Genomic DNA, 18,536 nt, shown 5'->3' with positions numbered 1-18,536 from the left:
TCCTCCGTTAAATTCTATTGTTTAGCTGATAAACATAAGCTAATACTTCTGCAACTGCTTCATATAAATCTGGTGGTATAAATTCATCGATATCAACTAGATCAAACAGCGTTCTTGCTAATGGTTTATTCTCTACTAGGGGTATGTTATGTTCCATTGCAAGCTTTTTGATGTTTTGCGCTATTAAATCCTTTCCTTTAGCAATTACCTTAGGTGCTTCAAACTTATGGGGGTCATATTTTATAGCAATTGCAAAATGTGTTGGGTTTGTAATGATTACATCTGCATTTGGCACATCCTGCATCATTCTTCTCATAGCAATTTGACGTTGTTTCTCTTTTATTTTTGATTTAATTTGAGGGTTACCCTCGGTCTGCTTATACTCCTCTTTAACCTCTTGCTTTGTCATTTTAAGGTTTTTCTCATAATCATATTTTTGGAAGAGATAGTCTAAGATAGCAATTGCTAATAAAGCCATACCAGCCCTTAGGGCTATATTAATTGTAACTCTAGTAATAGTTATTACTATTGAATCTATGCCCATAGCAATCGTACTTAAAAGTACGTTTATTTGACTAACTACATATCTAAAAACTAAAAACCCAACCATAATAATCTTTATTAGGGACTTAACTAGCTCAACCAATGACTTCATAGAAAAAAGACGTTTAAATCCTTCTAAAGGATTTAATTTACTCAATTTGGGAGCTAAAGTTTTGGTTGTAAAAAGGTATCCAACCTGTGAATAGCTACAAATTAACCCTACTAAAAGGCATATTGCCCCAATAGGGAACGTAATTCTAAATATTGTGTATATTCCTAATAAATATAGTCTATTTATAGCACCGTAAGTAAGTAGATAATCTATATTTAGGAAGTTTTCAAAAACGAAAATTGTAAACCCTTTCATCATGTTTCCAATATAAGATGCAAGGAAATATAATGTGGAGAACGAGGCTAATAAAACAAAAGCTGAATTAATTTCACGGCTTTGTAATACTTGTCCCTTTTCTCTAGAATCCTTAACCTTCTTAGGGGTTGCCTTTTCTGTCTTTTCCTCAGAAAAGAGCTGTAAATTTATTATGAATTCCATATCAATCAACCTTTTGCTAATATTTCTAATACTCGGATTATTGAATTAAACATTGTATCAAATAGATTCTCTGAAAATGGAACTAAATATTGTAATGTGATTATAGTTGTGACAAGTCCTACTGCTATTTTAAGAGGCATGCCCACTATAAATACGTTCATCTGAGGCATAGATCTTGCAAGTACTCCCAGCAGTACATTTGCAATAAATATTGTTGCTAAAACTGGAGCTCCAAGTTTAATTGCAAATATGAAAACCTGGGTCATTATTATAGTAATATGAGAGATTAAATTATCGTTAAATACAATCCCTCTCCCAATTGGAATTACTTTATAGCTATAGACTAAAGCCCTTACAATAAAGTGATGTCCATTTACTGCCAGGAAAATCAATGTAAATAGTATGTTATAGAAGCTACCAAGTACAGGAATTTGAGAATTTGTTTGAGGGTCTAGTACATTAACCATACTAAAACCTATTTGTGTATCAATAATTGTTCCAGCTAGATATAAAGCACTTAAAAACATGAAACCAACAAACCCTATAATAATTCCGATTACAAATTCGTATACTCCATAATAGGTTAATTGATAGTAATTATCTATAGAAAGTACAGTACCAGGGATTATCCCAGGTGATAATATAAAAGCCACCAGTATTGACAAACCAATTTTAGCAATCATAGGTATACTATTTCTACTAAAAAATGGCGCTGCTACAAAAATCCCTGTGGCTCTTACAAAAATTAGAAAAAATATACTAAAGCTATATACAAAATAATTTAAGAATAAGTCCATATAATATCACTCTTTACTGTATAAAAGTTCCCATATTTGTAAATAATCTTATAGTAAAATTAAGTATTACTGAAAGTAACCATGGCCCGAAAATAACTATGGATGCAAAAACCGCAACAATTTTCGGAATAAATGCCAAAGTTGCTTCTTGAATTTGTGTAGTTGCTTGAAAAATACTTACAGCAAGGCCCACTATTAGGCCTATTCCGAGCATCGGAGCAGCCATTAGTAGTATTGTAAATAACGTATGTTGTCCTAATTCTATAACTAATGCTTCATTCATAGGAATCCACCTTTACCTAAAACCTAGTACTAATGATCTAATAACAATGTTCCATCCATCAACCATTACAAATAGTAATAGCTTAAAAGGAAGAGATATCATTGCTGGCGGTAGCATCATCATACCCATAGACATCAATGTACTAGCTACGACCATATCTATTACTAAAAATGGTATAAACAAAATAAAACCAATTTGAAATGCAGTCTTTAATTCACTAATTATAAATGCAGGAATTAAAACAGTATTTGGTACTTCTTCCAAGTTATTTTGAACATTTACATTCCCAATTTCAATGAAAAGAGCCAAGTCCTTTTCCCTAGTTTGCCTTAACATGAAATCTCTAATAGGTTCCATGGCATTTGTAAATGCAACTTCTTGAGAAATCTCTTGATTTAAATAGGGCTGAAGTGCATTGTCATTTATATTAGTAGCTACAGGACTCATTATAAAGAATGTTAAAAATAGTGCCAGTCCAATTAATACCTGAGTAGGTGGTGTTTGTTGGGTTGCAATTGCATTCCTGATAAAGGAAAGTACAATAATAATTCGTGTAAAACTTGTCATCATAATTAATATTGCCGGAGCTATTGATAGAACTGTCAGTAGTAACAATAGCTGTAAAGAAGAAGTTACTTCTTGGGGGCTTTGAGCTTCATCAATTCCTATATTTATTCTTGGAACCTGAATAGGCTGAGCATAAGCCCTATCAATTGAGGCAAATAAAAAAATTAGAACTACACATACAAGTAACACAGCATATATATTTCGATGTTTTAAAAATGACTTATTTTTCATTCCAATTTTTATCATTCTCACCCTTTATATCATTACGTTTTGGAAAAATTATTCGCTTTATGTTATTTAATCCATTAATTCCAATATCATTAAAATTAATATTAGTATCTAAATTTGATTGTTTGAAATTGTCCCATTCTTCTTGGTTAATTACATCCAGTAATTCAATATCTTTATAATGTTGCACTAGTATATAAACTTTATTATTTATTTGAATTACAATTACATTTAAATTCAATCCTATTGTAGTTTTTTCTAAAACTTTCGCATGTCGATTTTTAAGTAGGCTATTGGATTTTTTAGCAACAAAAAAAGTCCCATAGTACGCTAGTACTATAATAATTACTACAACAAAAATTGAAAAAAAGTAATATGAGATGTTAAAAATATTATCCAAAGTATTACCCTAAAACCTTTTTTACTGCTTCGATTACTCTATCAGCTTGGAAAGGCTTAACAATAAAATCTTTAGCCCCTGCTTGAATAGCTTCAATTACCATGGCCTGTTGTCCCATCGCAGAACACATTATAATTTTGGCATTAGGATCCATTTTTTTAATCTCTTTTACTGCCTGAATTCCATCAATTTCAGGCATAGTTATATCCATAATTGTTAGTGTCGGTTGAAGTTCCTTATATTTTTCTATTGCTTTAGCTCCGTTTTCTGCTTCACCAACAACTTCCATCCCATTCTTTGTTAAAACGTCTTTAATCATCATTCTCATAAATGCTGCATCATCAACTATTAAAATTCCCATTAGGTACTCCTCCTTAAAATCTTAAAATTCTTCTGTTTTTTATAATAATACTATGATTATATCATACTTATGTCAATTATGAATATTGCTTATTTTATATAACTAACCTTATAATTTGGAAAATCTCTTAGTAGGATTTATAATGTCAGTAATTCTTATACCATAGTTTTCATCTATTACTACAACTTCCCCTTTAGCAACATATTGGCCATTTACTAAAATATCTAAAGGTTCACCTACAATTTTATCTAGTTCCACAATTGTACCTGGCCCAAATTCAAGAACCTCACTAATTTTTTTAACAGTTCTTCCTAATTCAACCGTAACTTTAAGCGGAACATCCTGAATAAGGTCAATATTTTCTGGCATATTTCTCGCTGAAGGATTGTCGAAGGATTGAAATTGAATGGGTTGAACATTTATAGTTTCCTTTGGTTTTTCAACTTTTCTTTCCTCTGTCCTAGTATTACTATGTGAGTGTGGTGTAGGTCTTTGAACGCTCTCTCGTTCAATACTTACAGTAGTAGGGGCTATTGGCTCAGCCGCAAGTCCACCACCCATTAACATATCAACCATTAGCTTAGCAAAGTCTAATGGTATCATTTGCATAATTTCACTATCTATTAAATCTCCTATTACCATCCTAAAAGCTATACGAACAAATCTAGTATTTAAATCAGAGAATGCAGAAGATAAATCATCTGTTCTAAGATTTATTTGAAAAGCTCTAGGTGGAAGTATATCTATCTTTTTTGAAAACATTTCGGATAACGACGTAGAAGCTGAACCTACCATTTGATTCATTGCCTCACTAATTGCACTAAGATGCAGTTCTGATAATGGCTCATCGCTAGGAACCCCATGGCCACCCATCATTAAGTCAGTTATAATTTTTACATCTTCCTCTTTTATAACCAAGATGTTAGTTCCTTCTAGCCCTTCCTTATATCTAACATCTACAGCAACAAAAGGTAACGGATATAAATCTGAAAGTTCTTCTATACTAGTTACAGAAACCTTTGGTGTAGTAATGTTAACCCTATGACCTAATAATGTAGATAAGGTTGTTGCGGAAGTTCCCATACTAATATTACCTATTTCTCCAATAGCATCCTTTTCATTATCGTTGAAATCTATGTTCGCTAAAGTATACGTATCTTTTTCTTCATAAGATGACACACTGCTCCCACTTAATAGTGCGTCAATTTCCTCTTGGGATAACATATCAGTCATAGTATTCTTCGACCCCCTTAATTATCTTTGTTATTTTGATCGCCATTTTGTTTTTAACAGTTCCTGGCACACCAAAGAATTTCAGCTTATCGCCAACCTCTATTTCTAGCTCCTCATGAGCTACTTTATCTAATCCTATTACATCTCCTATTTGTAGTTCTAGGAAGTCCCTAACAGTTATATGTGTTGATCCCAATTGTGCACTTAAATTGACTTTGCTTTTTTCAACTCTTTTTTGTAGAGTTTTCTTATCTTCATCAGTTACAGATTTGCTTACGCTAGAAAACCAGAACTTTGTACTTAGTTTTTCTAGTATTGGTTCTATAACTATGTGAGGTATACATACATTAAGCATTCCGTCTATCTCACCAATTTTTAAACTTAATGTAATTAAAGCAACAGTCTCATTTGGTGATACGATTTGCACAAATTGCGAATTAGTTTCTATCTTGTCAAGCTTAGGTTCAAGCTCTATTACATTCTCCCAAGGGTCTATCATAATTTCTAATATCTGCCTCATTAATTTCTTAACTATCGTTGTTTCTATCTCTGTAAAAGTTCTAATTTCATCAAATGGTTTTCCGCTTCCTCCTAAAATTCTATCAATTACTGTAAATGCAATAGATGGTGATAAATCAATAATAATCTGTCCACTTAATGGATTAAAATTAACTATAGATAATACTGATGGATTCACAATTGAATTACCAAATTCGTAATATGAAAGCTCTTCAACTGATAATACTTCAGCTTGTACAAAACTTCTTAAATATCCAGATAAAAATGTGTTTAAAGTTCTTGAAAAATTCTCATGTATAATTTGCAGGGTACGTAGTTGATCCTTGGCAAGTTTTTTAGGACTTTTAAAGTCATATTTTCTAACTTTTTTCTCCATTTTCTCTTCTTTAATTTCATCTACATTTACCTCTCCAGTACTAAGCGCCTTTAAGAGTTCGTCTATTTCATTTTGAGACATTATTTCTGACAACTACATCACCTCCCGCCATTAAAATACCTACAATTTACTTATTGTACTATATAATCTGTAAAGAATAAGTTTGATATTTTATCAGTTTCCATTAGTGTAGCAATTTCATTAATTAACTCTTTTCTTAAATTTTGTTGTCCCGTTGGATTCATTATATCCTCTGGCTTTTTGTCAATAAGAGTCTTTATTACCCTATCTCTAATTCTAGCATCGTTTTCAGGAAATTTTTCTACAAGCTTTTTATCAGTTACTTCCACAACTATCTTGCCTTTAAAATAGCTTCTAGCATTTCCTAAGTTAGTTGTAAAATCACCTATACTATACTCATAGGTTTTCACAGGCTTAACTGCAGTCTCACTATTTCTCATAAATAAAAAATAAAATATACTACCAAAAAAAACTGCTGATATTAATACTCCAACTGACAGATAAAGAATTATTTTTTTTGTATTCATGTATATCCCCCATTTAATTAAGGTCTGGCGAAGGAGCTATAAACTCAGTTCTTAAAATAACTATATCAACCCGCCTATTCTTTGCTTTGTTTTCTCTAGTATCATTTGGTGCTACAGGATGATATTCACTAAATCCTGAAGCAGTAAACCTTTCAGGTCTTAAACCAACTTTTTCAGATAAATATCTTACTACATTTGTTGCTCTAGTTGTTGATAGTTCCCAGTTAGTTTCATATTTCGAATTATTGCCTGTTGGAACAGTATCTGTATGCCCTTCCACCCTAATATTTTTTTCCTCATATTCAGGTAATTGCATAAATTCTGCAATTTCGAGCAATATTTTCTCTGATTCGGATTTTAATCTTGCGTCGCCTGGGTCAAACAATACATTATCTTGAAATCTGACTACCAAGCCTCTAGTTTCTAAGCTAATTAAAATATCTGCATCAAGGTTCCTATCTTGCAAGAATTCATCTAATCTCTCTTTTAATTTTCTAAAATCTTCGAGTTCCTCTTGCTGCTTAGTCGTTAAGTCATGTAGCATAGCCTCTGATATGTAGTCACTCTGTTCTATAGTTAAACCAGAATCTAGTACCCCTAAAGAACCTTGGAATGATTGAATAAAAGCATCAAATTTTTTAGCATCTACTTCAGAAAAAGCAAAAAGAAGAACAAAAAAACATAACAATAAAGTTACCATATCCCCATATGTAGTCATCCATTCAGGTGCACCTTTTTTAGCTTCGTCATCGCTTGACTTTCTCCTAGCCATTACGCTTTAACACCTTCCTCTTTTTCCATTGACTCTCTTAATTTAGGTGGTAAGAATGCTTTTAGCTTTTCCTCTATAATTCTAGGATTTTCACCGGCTTGAATTGAAAGTAAACCTTCAACCATTATCTCTTTTCTCATAATCTCTTCTTTACTTCTTAATTTTAACTTATTTGCAATTGGTAGGAATATTAGGTTCGCTAGCAAAGAACCGTAAAATGTTGTTATAAGTGCTACAGCCATACTTGGTCCAATTGTAGAAGGATCATCTAAAGATCTTAACATATTTATAAGTCCAATAAGGGTACCTATCATGCCAAATGCCGGTGCATAAGAACCCATAGCTTCAAAAATTCCTTGACCTTCCTTATGTCTCTCTTCAACGAAGTTCAACTCTGTTTCTAGAAGATTTCTTACGAGCTCAGGGTCAGTTCCATCAACGATTAACATAATTCCTTTTTGAAGGAACTTATCATCAATCTCACTTGCTGCCTCCTCAAGAGCCAGTAGACCCTCTTTTCTTGCTGTATTTGCTAATCCAATAACTTTCCCTATGATTTCTGAAGGCTCAACATCGTTGCTAGAAAAAGCCTTTGAAACTATTTTCATTGCCGCAAGTACTCTAGATAAAGGATATGCAACAAACGTTGCTGAAACTGTCCCTCCCAGTACAATTAGAATCGATGGTAAATTTAGGTATGTTAATAAGTCCCCATCTACTAAAATACCAGCTACTACAAACACCAATCCTACAACTATTCCAATTATGGTTGCTAAATCCACTTCTACACCTCTTTCTCTTTGCTAAATTCCCCTAAAGAGTGACTAGTAAATATATTTCTTTTATATTCAACAACTTTCTCTATAACTTTTTGACTATCTTCCAAAACTAGAATCTTTTGACCATTAACTAAAGTAATAACTGTATCTGGAGTCTCTTCAATTGTTTGAATTAGCTCAGCATTCAAAACAAACACAGACTCATTAAACCTGGTTAATCTAATCATAAAATCATCCTCTATTTATACTCGGGCAGACTTTGCTGCCCGAGCAGTTATTAAATTCTATCGTTTCATATTTACAACTTCTTGAAGCATTTCATCACTTGCGGTAATAACTCTTGAATTCGCTTGGAATCCTCTCTGAGTCGTAATCATATTAGTAAACTCTCTTGATAAATCAACGTTTGACATCTCTAATGCCCCCGGATTAAGTGATCCTCTACCACCAGTGCCTGGTTGACCCATTAAAGGTTCACCAGAGTTTGATGTTACTCTATAAAGGTTAGACCCTGTCTTTTGAAGTCCAGATGGATTACTAAAGTTAGCTAACATCATTTGTCCAATTGGCCTCATTTGTCCATTACTAAAGTACCCTGTTATAACTCCATTAGCATCAATTGCAAAGTCACTTAAACTACCCTGCTTATATCCAGTAACATGCTCTGCGGAAGCATCGGATTCATTTGCAAAATCCGTAAGTTTACTAAAGTCTACACTAAAATCAAATGGGCTAGCTCCATTACTTGGATTAACAGTTATTTGTAGTCCTCCACTTACGTGTTTTCCACTACTATCAAATGTAATAATTGCCCTATTAGCCGCATCAGGTATTTGTACTGTTCCATCACTATTAATTAAAACAACCTCGTATTGAGAAGTTGGTAGTGCAGGTGGCGTCGGAGGTGCTACTTCTCTTTTTACAAAGGCAACTCTAATATCATGAGTTCCTCCTCTTTCATCGTAAACAGTAAAGGTAGTATCCCTAGCTACTGTATTCCCTAGGTCATTAATTGTTGTTGGTCTATTATCGGGGGCGGTCCCTATCTCAACTGGAACATCTCCGGTACGCATTTGGGTATTAGCATTTAAATTTCCTCCAAAGGTTACTCCGCTCGTTGCTAATGCAGGAAAACTCATAGATTTCGATACCTGAAGTCCTGTTAATGAGTTTATATATCTTTGTCTTTCTGAGTCATACATATACCCTAGTAGTTTAAAACCATCTGCAGTTACTAAATTTCCAGCCTCATCTAAGCCAAAGCTTCCTGCTCTTGTATAGCTTCTTACGTCTCCATCAGCTACTATAAAGAAACCTTCTCCATTAATCATTGCATCTGTGTTATAACCTGTTGTTTCAACAGAGCCACGGATATGGAATGTATCCATTGAGGCTATACTAATACCTAGACCTACTTGTTGAGGGTTAGTTCCCCCTTTTCCTGCTTGAGGTGAACCTGCTCCCCTTAAGGTCTGATTAAAAACCTCTTGAAAGGTTACCCTTGCACCCTTAAATCCTGCTGTATTAACATTGGCAATATTATTACCTATAACATCCATTCGAGTTTGGTGTGCTCTTAAACCCGATACGGCTGAAAACATTGAACGCATCATAATTAAATGACCCCCTGATTTTTTTTTATTTTTTTCACTTCATCTGTCAGTCAGAAGTGATTTATAAGCCTCCACAGTTGGTCCGGCTTATATAATAATTGCACCGTCTATATTAGTGAAAATATTTTCACATAATTGTTCCTCTACGGCAGCAGTTATAATTACTTTGTTTTTTACATTCGCAATAAATGCTTTCTTCTCCATAATGATTAAGGTCTCTTTGATACCTTTTTGGGATGCATTATCTAAAGCATTATTAAGCTTTTCTAATTCTTCCATAGTTAACTTTATATTTCTCTGATCTAGTCTCTCAGAAGCATGCTTTGAAAACTTTAACTCAACATTTTTATTTACAGTTTTATGAAGTATTTCATTAAAATTAATGTTTTTATTATGTGAATACGTGCTTTTATTGATATGCGCACCTTTAATCAAATCATTTTTAACAGAGTTGTTATTCACTCTATTGTATGTAATCATGCTTTCACCACCTTATTCTGCCTCCTAAAATACACTCGTACTTATTGTTCAGCAGTTTCAATAGCTTCTTCAGAAGCTTGTCCATTATTTGGCGTTGTTTGTTCAGGCTTGTTATTTATATTTTTTATAGACTTGTTTATTTCTTCTAAGGTTTGCAAAATTGAGGATTGGCTTTTTACCATATTGTTATTCATTGAAGCTAAGTGTTCTAACATAGTTTGATTATTTGATTTTACAGTCTCATTTAAGTTTTGCATTTGTTCAAGAGAAGTAAATTGGGCCATTTGTGCAATAAACTCTCTATCTTCCATTGGCTTTAGTGGGTCTTGATTTTTTAACTGAGTGGTCAGTAGCCTTAAAAATGCATCTTTATTCAATTCATTGTTAAATTTTTGATTGTTTTTGCTTGTATTAGAGTAGTCCCTATATCTATTAACTCCACTTATATCATTATACATGTTATAACCCTCCTTTAACCCATCATATCAAAGCTGTTTTCTTCTAAATATGGATTTGAAACCCCTATACTAACATCTTCACTAACTAATTGTATATCCTCGATAGAGTTATTTGATTTTTTCCCTTTAAGCATTTGCTGTAAGGCTTGCTTATGTCTATATGCGTCAGAGTCCTGTCCAACAAATACCTCTACATTCGATATTGAAATACCTTTTTCAGATAAGGAATCCCTTAATTGATTAAGATTACTTTCAATAATCTCCTTTATTTGTATACTTTCAGCTATAATTTTTGCAGATACTAAATTATCTGTAGTAGAAATCTTTAATGACAATTTACCTAGATTCTCTGGCATAAGTTGAATTTTTATTTCATTAAGACCATTAAGATTGACTTTATTAATTTGACTAGCAATTTGAGTCATAATATTGTTAGAGTTCACCTTTGATGGAAGACCATTGGCACTCACCTTAGAGAGTAATTCACCCCTTATGCTTTGTGTCACACTAATATTAGCCTCTTTTGGTCCCTCATTTTTTAGTTCCTCATCATTAACTAGACTTGAACTAAATTCTTTAGTATTTAATTCGTTACCCTTTTTTTCTTTTGTATCGTAACTATGGTCTTGATTACTGCTTGGCTTAACTGAATCTTTATTATTAGGAGTAGTAATAACATTAACATCCTTTTCTTCTGTTACTTTCAACTCTTTAACATTTTTTTTGTTCGTTTCTTTCGTCTCCAGTTTGCTTACTTTATTTAATAATTCATTAAGCTTCTCTGAGTAAGCCGACTTAAAATCCGAATTATGTGCAGTTTTCTCAAAATTCTCTATTAAGCTACTGATCTCTGTTAGTAATATACTAACCTCTTGCTTAAAGTTCTCGCTCACATTAAGCTCATTAAGATTTTCGAATACTACTTTGATTTTCTCCGTTATGTCCTTTGGCTCATCATTAACAAAAGCTTGTAGCATATTTATTAAGTCTAGCAACATCTCTACACAAACTTCTTCATCTGATGATGTTTCAATTATACACACTTCATCAGTTTCTGTTTCTAGTGGTAGACTGCTTTCATTAGTTAACTTGCTGCCTTCTTTTGCTGTAAATTTATTAAAATTCACAGAAGGTGAATTCATTAGCTTTAGATCATTTGGAAGTCTATTATCCTTATTATTTAAATTAAAGTTTTTGTCCGTATTCTTTTTAAATGTGTTATGAAGTATATTCTGGAAGCTGGAGTCTTTTTTAGAGCCAAAATCTATTTCTGTATTTTTAAATTTATTACTTGAGAAATCCATAACTAATAATTGATTTATCCCATTCATTTTTTCACCCCCTTCCTAATTAAATGTACTATTCAACTAACTTTTTAGATAGTTCTGTAGTTCTTCTAGTGTCTAGATGTCCCATAATTTCCGTTATTATATTTGATCTAAACTGATTAAGTACATCAACAATTAATTGTTGTTGTGTAAATATAATCCTTTCGTTTCCTACTTCCTGTAAAATTACAACATCGTTACTTCTAATCATTTGTTCAACAATCTTAGCTAAATCCTGTCTTGGCATTTTTTGATAAACCTCTGCTAACTCTAAAACTTTGGCATTATAGTCTTTAATCGTTTGTACAGACTTAGCTAATCCTATAGAGCGGTTTTCATTAAGGTTGTTAAGCTCATCATAGCGGTCAATCTCGTTATACAAATTAAATAAAAACTCCTGATCCTTAACTGTAGATAAAATTTCTCCACTTTTTTTATAAGTCATATTGCTATAGATAATTGCAAGATCCCTAATTTTATACTTCTCTGCATTTCCTATATCTTTAATTATCTCATCCACAGCTTTTTCTTCGTAGATTTTAGCTAGCCTTATAAACTCTTTTTCCCTTAAGTAATTATCATTTATTTGTTTATCTATAGTTCTTCTATAGGAAGATGGTAATAGATATCTAATTCTATCTGATAAACTAGTATCCATTAAGGTTAATAGTCTAGAGCCAGTATCAATAGGTAAACGTTCAAATACCGATGCTAATTCCTCTGAACTAATTTCATTTTTTTCAAAAGAGCTATTTATTTCAGTTAGTGCTTCCATTAGACTTAATGAAGAATAATACTTAACTAGTGAATCTATCTTTGCAGTACGCTCTAAATCTATTTCTTCAATAATTTGATAAAGAATATCACCTTTAATTTCTCGCTTCCTTAATTCGTCCTTTACTTCATTCATTTTCTTCGGGTTTAGTTTATTTAGATGAACTAACAAGTCATTATATAGCTTAACATCCTCACCCTTTATTAGAAGTAGTTTATCAACTATTCTATCTTCATTAAGAGAAATGTAATGTTTAGCTATCTGATTTTTTAATTCTTCTTTTTCTTCTTTTGTTGGCTGATTCTCAAAATAGCCACCTATTCTACCAGGTAAAAAACCTAAGAAATCATTAGCAGTATATTTAAAGCTTTCATTTGTAAAATATAAAATTGAGACCGTAATAATTGGTAGCATAAAAAATGAAATTATTGCTATTATAAATTTATTTGAATTTCCACTTTTAGTTGATTCCTGAAGGTCTTTTGCCATTTTACCCTCCTATTTTTTACTACTTTTGAATGAAACAAAATGATCAATTAGCATTTCCTCATGCTTAGACTCCATATATTTAAAGTCTATTAAATCATTTTCTTTTATCTTTTGAAATATTTTTGTCTCTCTTTTAGCATTAATTAGAGCTACCTTGCACTTATCTACTTCGCTCTCATGTCTCATAATTATAGATTTTTGTCTGTTAATGTTTTTATCTAAAATTTGTAAATTGTTAGATAAATTTCTATACTCCTGTACAGTAGTAATGTTTTTAGATTTAATATTGAAGCTTTCTATCATTTCTTGCCGTTGATCTTTTAGTAGATTTAAGTTATTTTTCTCCAAATCTAGCTTTCTTACAGCTAAACCAAATTCATTTTTTTTACTTTCTTCCACTTTGTCTTTTAAATTAAGAATGCTTTCAAAACGAAATGAATAGTTTTTTGACATTAGCATACCTTCTTTAACTTAAGATTTTTTTCATTAGTTCTTGAGTTTCTAAAAAATTAGTTTTTTCATGAGTACCTTGCTGTAGAAAACTATTTATTTTTTCTATATTTGTAATAGCATAATCTATTTTTTTATTGGAACCCTTTGAATAAGCTCCGATATTTATTAAATCCTCTGCCTCTCTATAAACTGAAATTACCTCTTTAATAGAGTTAGAGATTTCCCTATGCTCACCAGGTACAATATTCGACATTACCCTGCTAACACTTGCTAATACGTCAATAGCAGGATAATGGTTCCTATTTGCCATCTTTCTAGATAAAACTATATGGCCATCTAGTATCCCCCTAACAGCATCAGCAATTGGTTCGTTCATATCATCGCCATCGACTAATACTGTATATAAACCTGTAATAGCTCCTTTTTCAGCAGTTCCCGAGCGTTCAAGAAGCTTAGGTAATATAGCAAAAACCGAAGGTGTATAACCTTTTGTAACAGGGGGCTCCCCTATAGCTAGTCCAACTTCCCTTTGAGCCATAGAAAACCTAGTTACTGAGTCCATCATTAGCATTACATTTTTACCTTGATCTCTGAAAAATTCTGCTATTGAAGTAGCCAGAAGTGCACCTTTCATTCTTATTAGAGGTGGCTGGTCTGAGGTAGCAACTATTACTACTGATTTTCTCAATCCCTCTTCCTTTAAGTCGTTTTCAATAAACTCCTTAACCTCTCTTCCCCTCTCACCAATTAGTGCAATAACATTTACTTCTGCATTGGTATTTCTTGCTATCATTCCTAACAAAGTACTTTTTCCAACCCCACTACCTGCAAAAATACCGATTCTCTGTCCATTACCACAGGTGAGCATTCCGTCTATAGCTCTAACACCTAATGATAAAGGTTCAGTTATTCTAGCCCTTACTAATGGATTAGGGGGCTTACCCATTACTGGATAAGTGGTTGTATCTTCTATTTGACTTAAACCATCCAAAGGATTTCCTAGTCCATCTAAAACTCTACCTAGTAATTCTGGCCCTACTTTAACTTGCAAAGAAGTATCCATAGCTTCTACTTTACTTCCTGGACCAATCCCTTCCATTTCACCTAGGGGCATAAGTAAAACCTTTTTCTCTTTAAAGCCAACAACCTCTGCCAAAATTGGCTCATTTCCCTTGAGCGGAAATATTTTGCATACCTCTCCAACCTTAACCGCTGGCCCTATTGACTCTATTGTTAGACCTATAACCTGTGATACACTCCCGGTATATTTCACTAAATTAAGTGAATTTAAAGATTTGTAATACTTATCTAAGGAAATGCTTTGCATATAATCACTCACTTCTTAACAATTCATTAAAGGCATTTTCAATTTGCTTTATTTGGGTCTCTATACTTGCATCTATCTTTCCAGATACAGTGTCAATTACTACACTTCCAGACTTTAAAAATTTATCACATTTTATTTCTACTTGGTCAATTCCCTCAGTCATCATATATATTCTATTTATGGATGAATTAACTGTTTCATAGTCATCCTCACTAACCCTGATGATTAGACTTTCTGTAAAGGTACATTTATCTATAGCAACTTTAATCACATTTAAAATCAATTCATTATTTTCATTTAGCTCGTGATTAATAATTTTACTAATACTATCGATTATTAATTTAACTATATCTTTTTCCAGTTGTTTCGCTGTTTCTTTTTTATACTTATATACTTCCTGCTTCAGTTGATTTACCTCATCAATTAAAGCATTATATAGATTAAATCCTTCTTTTTTTCCTTGCTCAAAGCCATCCTGGTATCCATCTTCCTTAGCCTTCTCCATGATGGCTTTGCTATCATCATAAGCTTCAGCCAGTATTTGGTTCACTTCAATCTGAGCTTGTTCTATCATTCTTTCACATTCAAGCTCAGCTTCGTTAATTCGATTTTGAATTTCTAACTCAACATCCAATTGTCTCTTTTCTGTTATCTCATTATCAACCTGTTGAGGAACACTCTCTGTATATACTTGAGTATATTCAAGGGATTTCTTTTGTCCGAGAGTAACATTAGCTGACTTGTATACCTTATGCAATGATTTCATCTCCTCCACCACGGGCAATAATTATTTCCCCTGCTTCTTCAAGCTTTCTTATGACGTTAACAATTTTTTGTTGCGCTTCTTCTACATCTCTCAATCTAACAGGACCCATAAATTCCATATCCTCTTTTATCATTTCGCCCATACGTTTAGACATATTAGCATAAATAACACTTGCAACTTCTTCTGTTGCACCTTTTAATGCGACTGTTAAATCGCTATTATCAATTTCTTTAATGAACCTTTGAATTGATGTGCTATCAAGATTAATAATATCTTCAAATACAAACATTCTCTTACGTATTTCTTCAGCAAGCTCTGCATCCTGTAATTCCAAGGTATCCATAATATTCTTCTCTGTACCCCTATCAACTGAGTTAAGAATATCAACAATAGATTGAATTCCGCCTGCACTTGTATAGTCTTGGCTTACAAGTGATGATAGTTTTCTTTCTAGAACAGATTCGACCTCTTTAATAATTTCAGGAGAAGTCCTGTCCATAGTAGCAATCCTTCTCGCAACATCAGATTGCTTTGCTTGTGGCAATGAAGATAGAATCTGAGCTGATTGATTAAAAGGTAAATAGGCTAGAATTAATGCAATTGTTTGTGGATGCTCATTTTGTATAAAGTTTAATAATTGCCCTGGATCAGCCTTTCTGGCGAAATCAAAGGGTTTAACTTGTAAAGATGCAGTTAGCTTATTTATTATTTCTAGAGCTTTATGAGAACCTAAAGCTTTTTCAAGAACATCTTTAGCATAATTTATACCACCTTCAGAAATATACTCTTGAGCTACGCATATTTGGTAAAACTCATCAAGAATTCTTTCTTTTTCATCTGGAGAAACCTTTCTCATATTAGCTATTTCTAACGTAAGTTCTTCAATCTCATCGTCATTTAGATGTTTAAATATTTGCGCAGAATACTCTGGACCTAAGCTAATTAATAAGATTGCTGCCTTTTCTCGTCCAGTCAATGCCCCTTTTTTACTCATAAAATACACCTCTAATCTTCACTAAGCCAATTTTTCAATAGTTGAGCAACTGCATCAGGTTTTTTACTGACTAATCGTTCTACTTGTTGCTTAACTTGAGAACCTGATAACTCCAAATCAATTTCTTCAAATACTGGTTTTTGTACTTGAGTATCGAATATAGGTTCTAATTCCTCTTTATTTTTCTTTTTAGTGATTGTTCTATAACCAAAATATCCTAGTCCTAAGATTAAGAATGCTAGTAATGGTATAGCCCATAATGGAACAATCGGTTTTGTACCTAATGTAGCATCATCAAAGATTGATTGCCAATTATCTTTTATATCTATATTAAACTCTCTAGCTGCTACTTGTACTACCCTTGTATCTAATCCCGCTGCAGCAGAAACCATATTAGTTAATTCACGTCTTTCCTCATCACTTAAACTTCCGTCTGGTAAGTTAGACGTATTAACAAACACAGCCACTGTTATATCTTGAATTTGGCCTTTTGCCTTAACAATTTTTTTATATACTTCATTTATTTCATAGTTAATTGTTTTACTTGCTTCTGTATATGTTGAAGTATTAGCATCAATTTCAGCATATTGAGTAGGGTCCTCAGTATTTGTATCTGTACCCGGAATCCCGTCGGCACCACCATTTCGAGCCATCGACTCTAAAGATTGCATGCTTCTAATGATCCCCTCATTCTCCCCTTCTATCGGAGGTGAGAATTCTCTAACTTCCATTACTTCACTGTTAAAATCAAGCTTAACATTGGCCATAACTGCTACATTTCCATAACCATAAACAACAGATAGAAAATCTGTAATACTTTTCTCTAAATCATTTTTAACTACTTGTTGTAAAGAAAGTTGTTCAGTAGCATTAGAGAAATCGCCGTCATCTGATTTCTTAGAATTTAAGATTCTTCCGTCCGTACCGTGAACTGTAACATTTTCAGGAGACAATCCAGGAACAGCATTTGCAACTAGTCCTACAATACCCTCAACACTAGGGTTATCTAAATTGTTTTTACTTAGAGCTAAATAAACCGAAGCTTTAGCTATATCTACATCGTTTGATAAAACAAAGCCTGTTCTTTCAGGTATAGATAAGTTTACTACTGCTCTCTCTATACCTGGTATTTGTTCAATCGTCATTCTTAAATAATTTTGCTTCTTGATTCTAGAATCCCTAGCTCTATCCTCACTTGTTTGCATGAAAGAACTTCCTACAAATAAATCCTCTGATATATTATCACTTGGTATCCCTTGGGTAGCCAAAGCTACTTGTGATTTTTCTAAATCTTTTCTAGGTACTTTTACAACACTACTAGTATCTAATTTGGCTTTAATGCCATTACTTTCTAATATATTTAAAACTTCTCCAGCCTCTTTAGCACTTAAATCGTTATGAAGAACCACATATTGTGGTCTAGAAAAATATAAAATAATTGCAGTTAAAGAAATTAATATGAAAAGAGTTGATAAAAAGATTTTAGTTTTTTGTTTTTTATCTAAACTCTGAAAATATTCGTTTAATTGATTTCTTATTTGTTCTAGAGCCTCAGGCATTCATCCACCTCTTTTCAAAATTATAATTGGCTAAGTACTTATATTTGCATTCTCATAATTTCTCTATAAGCATCTAGAACTTTATTTCTAACTTCAATTAAATATCTCATTGAAATTTCTGCTTTTTGAGTAACAACCATAGCTTCATGTATATTATCTAATTGCCCTGCAGCCATTTTGATTGATAAATTATCTGCTTCTTGTTCTAGCCCATTTACAGTATTAATAGCGTTTGTAAGTATACTTGAAAAGGAATTGCTTTGTTTTTCCTCAGTATTCTTTAAAACGCTATGTTCCTTATTATTTATATTAATACTTGGATTAATTTTATTTATCAT

At 32.6% G+C, this 18,536-nt stretch carries 23 protein-coding genes; all 23 read right to left on the bottom strand.

The window, feature by feature from the left end; genetic code table 11:
• Positions 1-7: 7 nt before the first annotated feature.
• Positions 8-1,093, bottom strand: coding sequence for a flagellar biosynthesis protein FlhB (gene flhB / locus HZR23_RS11540; protein WP_132847612.1), 1,086 nt, complete (start codon positions 1,091-1,093; stop codon positions 8-10).
• Between the two features lie 5 nt (positions 1,094-1,098).
• Entirely contained in the window at positions 1,099-1,890 is a 792-nt protein-coding gene (gene fliR / locus HZR23_RS11535; protein WP_132847611.1) for a flagellar biosynthetic protein FliR, read from the bottom strand.
• A 13-nt stretch (positions 1,891-1,903) separates the two neighbouring features.
• A complete protein-coding gene (fliQ, locus tag HZR23_RS11530; protein WP_132847610.1) occupies positions 1,904-2,173 on the bottom strand; it encodes a flagellar biosynthesis protein FliQ in 270 nt (89 codons plus the stop codon).
• A 12-nt stretch (positions 2,174-2,185) separates the two neighbouring features.
• A complete protein-coding gene (gene fliP / locus HZR23_RS11525; protein ID WP_243098159.1) occupies positions 2,186-2,971 on the bottom strand; it encodes a flagellar type III secretion system pore protein FliP in 786 nt (261 codons plus the stop codon).
• The gene (locus HZR23_RS11520; protein WP_132847608.1) at positions 2,961-3,368 is read right to left on the bottom strand and encodes a flagellar biosynthetic protein FliO; all 408 of its coding nucleotides are present in this window, start codon (positions 3,366-3,368) and stop codon (positions 2,961-2,963) included. The genes fliP and HZR23_RS11520 overlap by 11 nt, the downstream gene beginning before the upstream one ends.
• Positions 3,369-3,372: 4 nt before the next feature.
• Complete coding sequence (locus HZR23_RS11515) at positions 3,373-3,729, bottom strand: response regulator (RefSeq protein ID WP_132847607.1); 357 nt, start codon at positions 3,727-3,729, stop codon at positions 3,373-3,375.
• 108 nt (positions 3,730-3,837) lie between these two features.
• A complete protein-coding gene (gene fliY / locus HZR23_RS11510) occupies positions 3,838-4,962 on the bottom strand; it encodes a flagellar motor switch phosphatase FliY (protein WP_132847606.1) in 1,125 nt (374 codons plus the stop codon).
• Positions 4,955-5,950, bottom strand: a complete 996-nt coding sequence (gene fliM / locus HZR23_RS11505) for a flagellar motor switch protein FliM (protein ID WP_132847605.1) — start codon at positions 5,948-5,950, stop codon at positions 4,955-4,957. The genes fliY and fliM overlap by 8 nt, the downstream gene beginning before the upstream one ends.
• Positions 5,951-5,988: 38 nt before the next feature.
• A complete protein-coding gene (locus tag HZR23_RS11500; RefSeq protein WP_132847604.1) occupies positions 5,989-6,405 on the bottom strand; it encodes a flagellar basal body-associated FliL family protein in 417 nt (138 codons plus the stop codon).
• 13 nt (positions 6,406-6,418) lie between these two features.
• Positions 6,419-7,177: an OmpA/MotB family protein gene (locus HZR23_RS11495; protein ID WP_132847603.1), complete on the bottom strand. Its 759-nt coding sequence runs from the start codon at positions 7,175-7,177 to the stop codon at positions 6,419-6,421.
• Positions 7,177-7,959: a flagellar motor protein gene (locus tag HZR23_RS11490; protein WP_132847602.1), complete on the bottom strand. Its 783-nt coding sequence runs from the start codon at positions 7,957-7,959 to the stop codon at positions 7,177-7,179. The genes HZR23_RS11495 and HZR23_RS11490 overlap by 1 nt, the downstream gene beginning before the upstream one ends.
• A 2-nt stretch (positions 7,960-7,961) precedes the next feature.
• A complete protein-coding gene (locus HZR23_RS11485) occupies positions 7,962-8,183 on the bottom strand; it encodes a flagellar FlbD family protein (RefSeq protein ID WP_132847601.1) in 222 nt (73 codons plus the stop codon).
• 57 nt (positions 8,184-8,240) lie between these two features.
• A complete protein-coding gene (locus tag HZR23_RS11480) occupies positions 8,241-9,569 on the bottom strand; it encodes a flagellar hook protein FlgE (protein ID WP_132847600.1) in 1,329 nt (442 codons plus the stop codon).
• Between the two features lie 87 nt (positions 9,570-9,656).
• Positions 9,657-10,049 (bottom strand): TIGR02530 family flagellar biosynthesis protein, encoded by a 393-nt coding sequence (locus HZR23_RS11475; protein ID WP_132847599.1) that lies wholly within the window; start codon positions 10,047-10,049, stop codon positions 9,657-9,659.
• Between the two features lie 41 nt (positions 10,050-10,090).
• Positions 10,091-10,507 (bottom strand): flagellar hook assembly protein FlgD, encoded by a 417-nt coding sequence (locus HZR23_RS11470; RefSeq protein WP_132847598.1) that lies wholly within the window; start codon positions 10,505-10,507, stop codon positions 10,091-10,093.
• A 14-nt stretch (positions 10,508-10,521) separates the two neighbouring features.
• On the bottom strand, positions 10,522-11,838 hold the full coding sequence (locus HZR23_RS11465; protein ID WP_132847597.1) for a flagellar hook-length control protein FliK: 1,317 nt from the start codon (positions 11,836-11,838) through the stop codon (positions 10,522-10,524).
• A 28-nt stretch (positions 11,839-11,866) separates the two neighbouring features.
• A complete protein-coding gene (locus tag HZR23_RS11460) occupies positions 11,867-13,099 on the bottom strand; it encodes a hypothetical protein (protein WP_132847596.1) in 1,233 nt (410 codons plus the stop codon).
• Between the two features lie 9 nt (positions 13,100-13,108).
• Positions 13,109-13,552, bottom strand: coding sequence for a flagellar export protein FliJ (fliJ, locus tag HZR23_RS11455; protein WP_165913612.1), 444 nt, complete (start codon positions 13,550-13,552; stop codon positions 13,109-13,111).
• Positions 13,553-13,565: 13 nt separating this feature from the next.
• Positions 13,566-14,879 (bottom strand): flagellar protein export ATPase FliI, encoded by a 1,314-nt coding sequence (gene fliI / locus HZR23_RS11450; protein ID WP_132847594.1) that lies wholly within the window; start codon positions 14,877-14,879, stop codon positions 13,566-13,568.
• A 4-nt stretch (positions 14,880-14,883) separates the two neighbouring features.
• Complete coding sequence (locus HZR23_RS11445) at positions 14,884-15,636, bottom strand: FliH/SctL family protein (RefSeq protein WP_165913611.1); 753 nt, start codon at positions 15,634-15,636, stop codon at positions 14,884-14,886.
• Positions 15,629-16,639 (bottom strand): flagellar motor switch protein FliG, encoded by a 1,011-nt coding sequence (fliG, locus tag HZR23_RS11440; RefSeq protein ID WP_132847592.1) that lies wholly within the window; start codon positions 16,637-16,639, stop codon positions 15,629-15,631. The genes HZR23_RS11445 and fliG overlap by 8 nt, the downstream gene beginning before the upstream one ends.
• Positions 16,640-16,650: 11 nt before the next feature.
• Complete coding sequence (fliF, locus tag HZR23_RS11435) at positions 16,651-18,198, bottom strand: flagellar basal-body MS-ring/collar protein FliF (protein ID WP_132847591.1); 1,548 nt, start codon at positions 18,196-18,198, stop codon at positions 16,651-16,653.
• Positions 18,199-18,236: 38 nt separating this feature from the next.
• Positions 18,237-18,536 carry a flagellar hook-basal body complex protein FliE gene (gene fliE / locus HZR23_RS11430; RefSeq protein WP_132847590.1) on the bottom strand — a complete coding sequence of 100 codons (300 nt, stop codon included), beginning with the start codon at positions 18,534-18,536 and terminating at the stop codon, positions 18,237-18,239.

It is taken from the genome of Serpentinicella alkaliphila (assembly GCF_018141405.1).
Taxonomy (GTDB): Bacteria; Bacillota; Clostridia; order Peptostreptococcales; family Natronincolaceae; genus Serpentinicella; species Serpentinicella alkaliphila.
The sequence above is the reverse complement of the archived record's forward strand: the minus strand, read 5'-3'. Positions and strand labels throughout refer to the sequence as shown.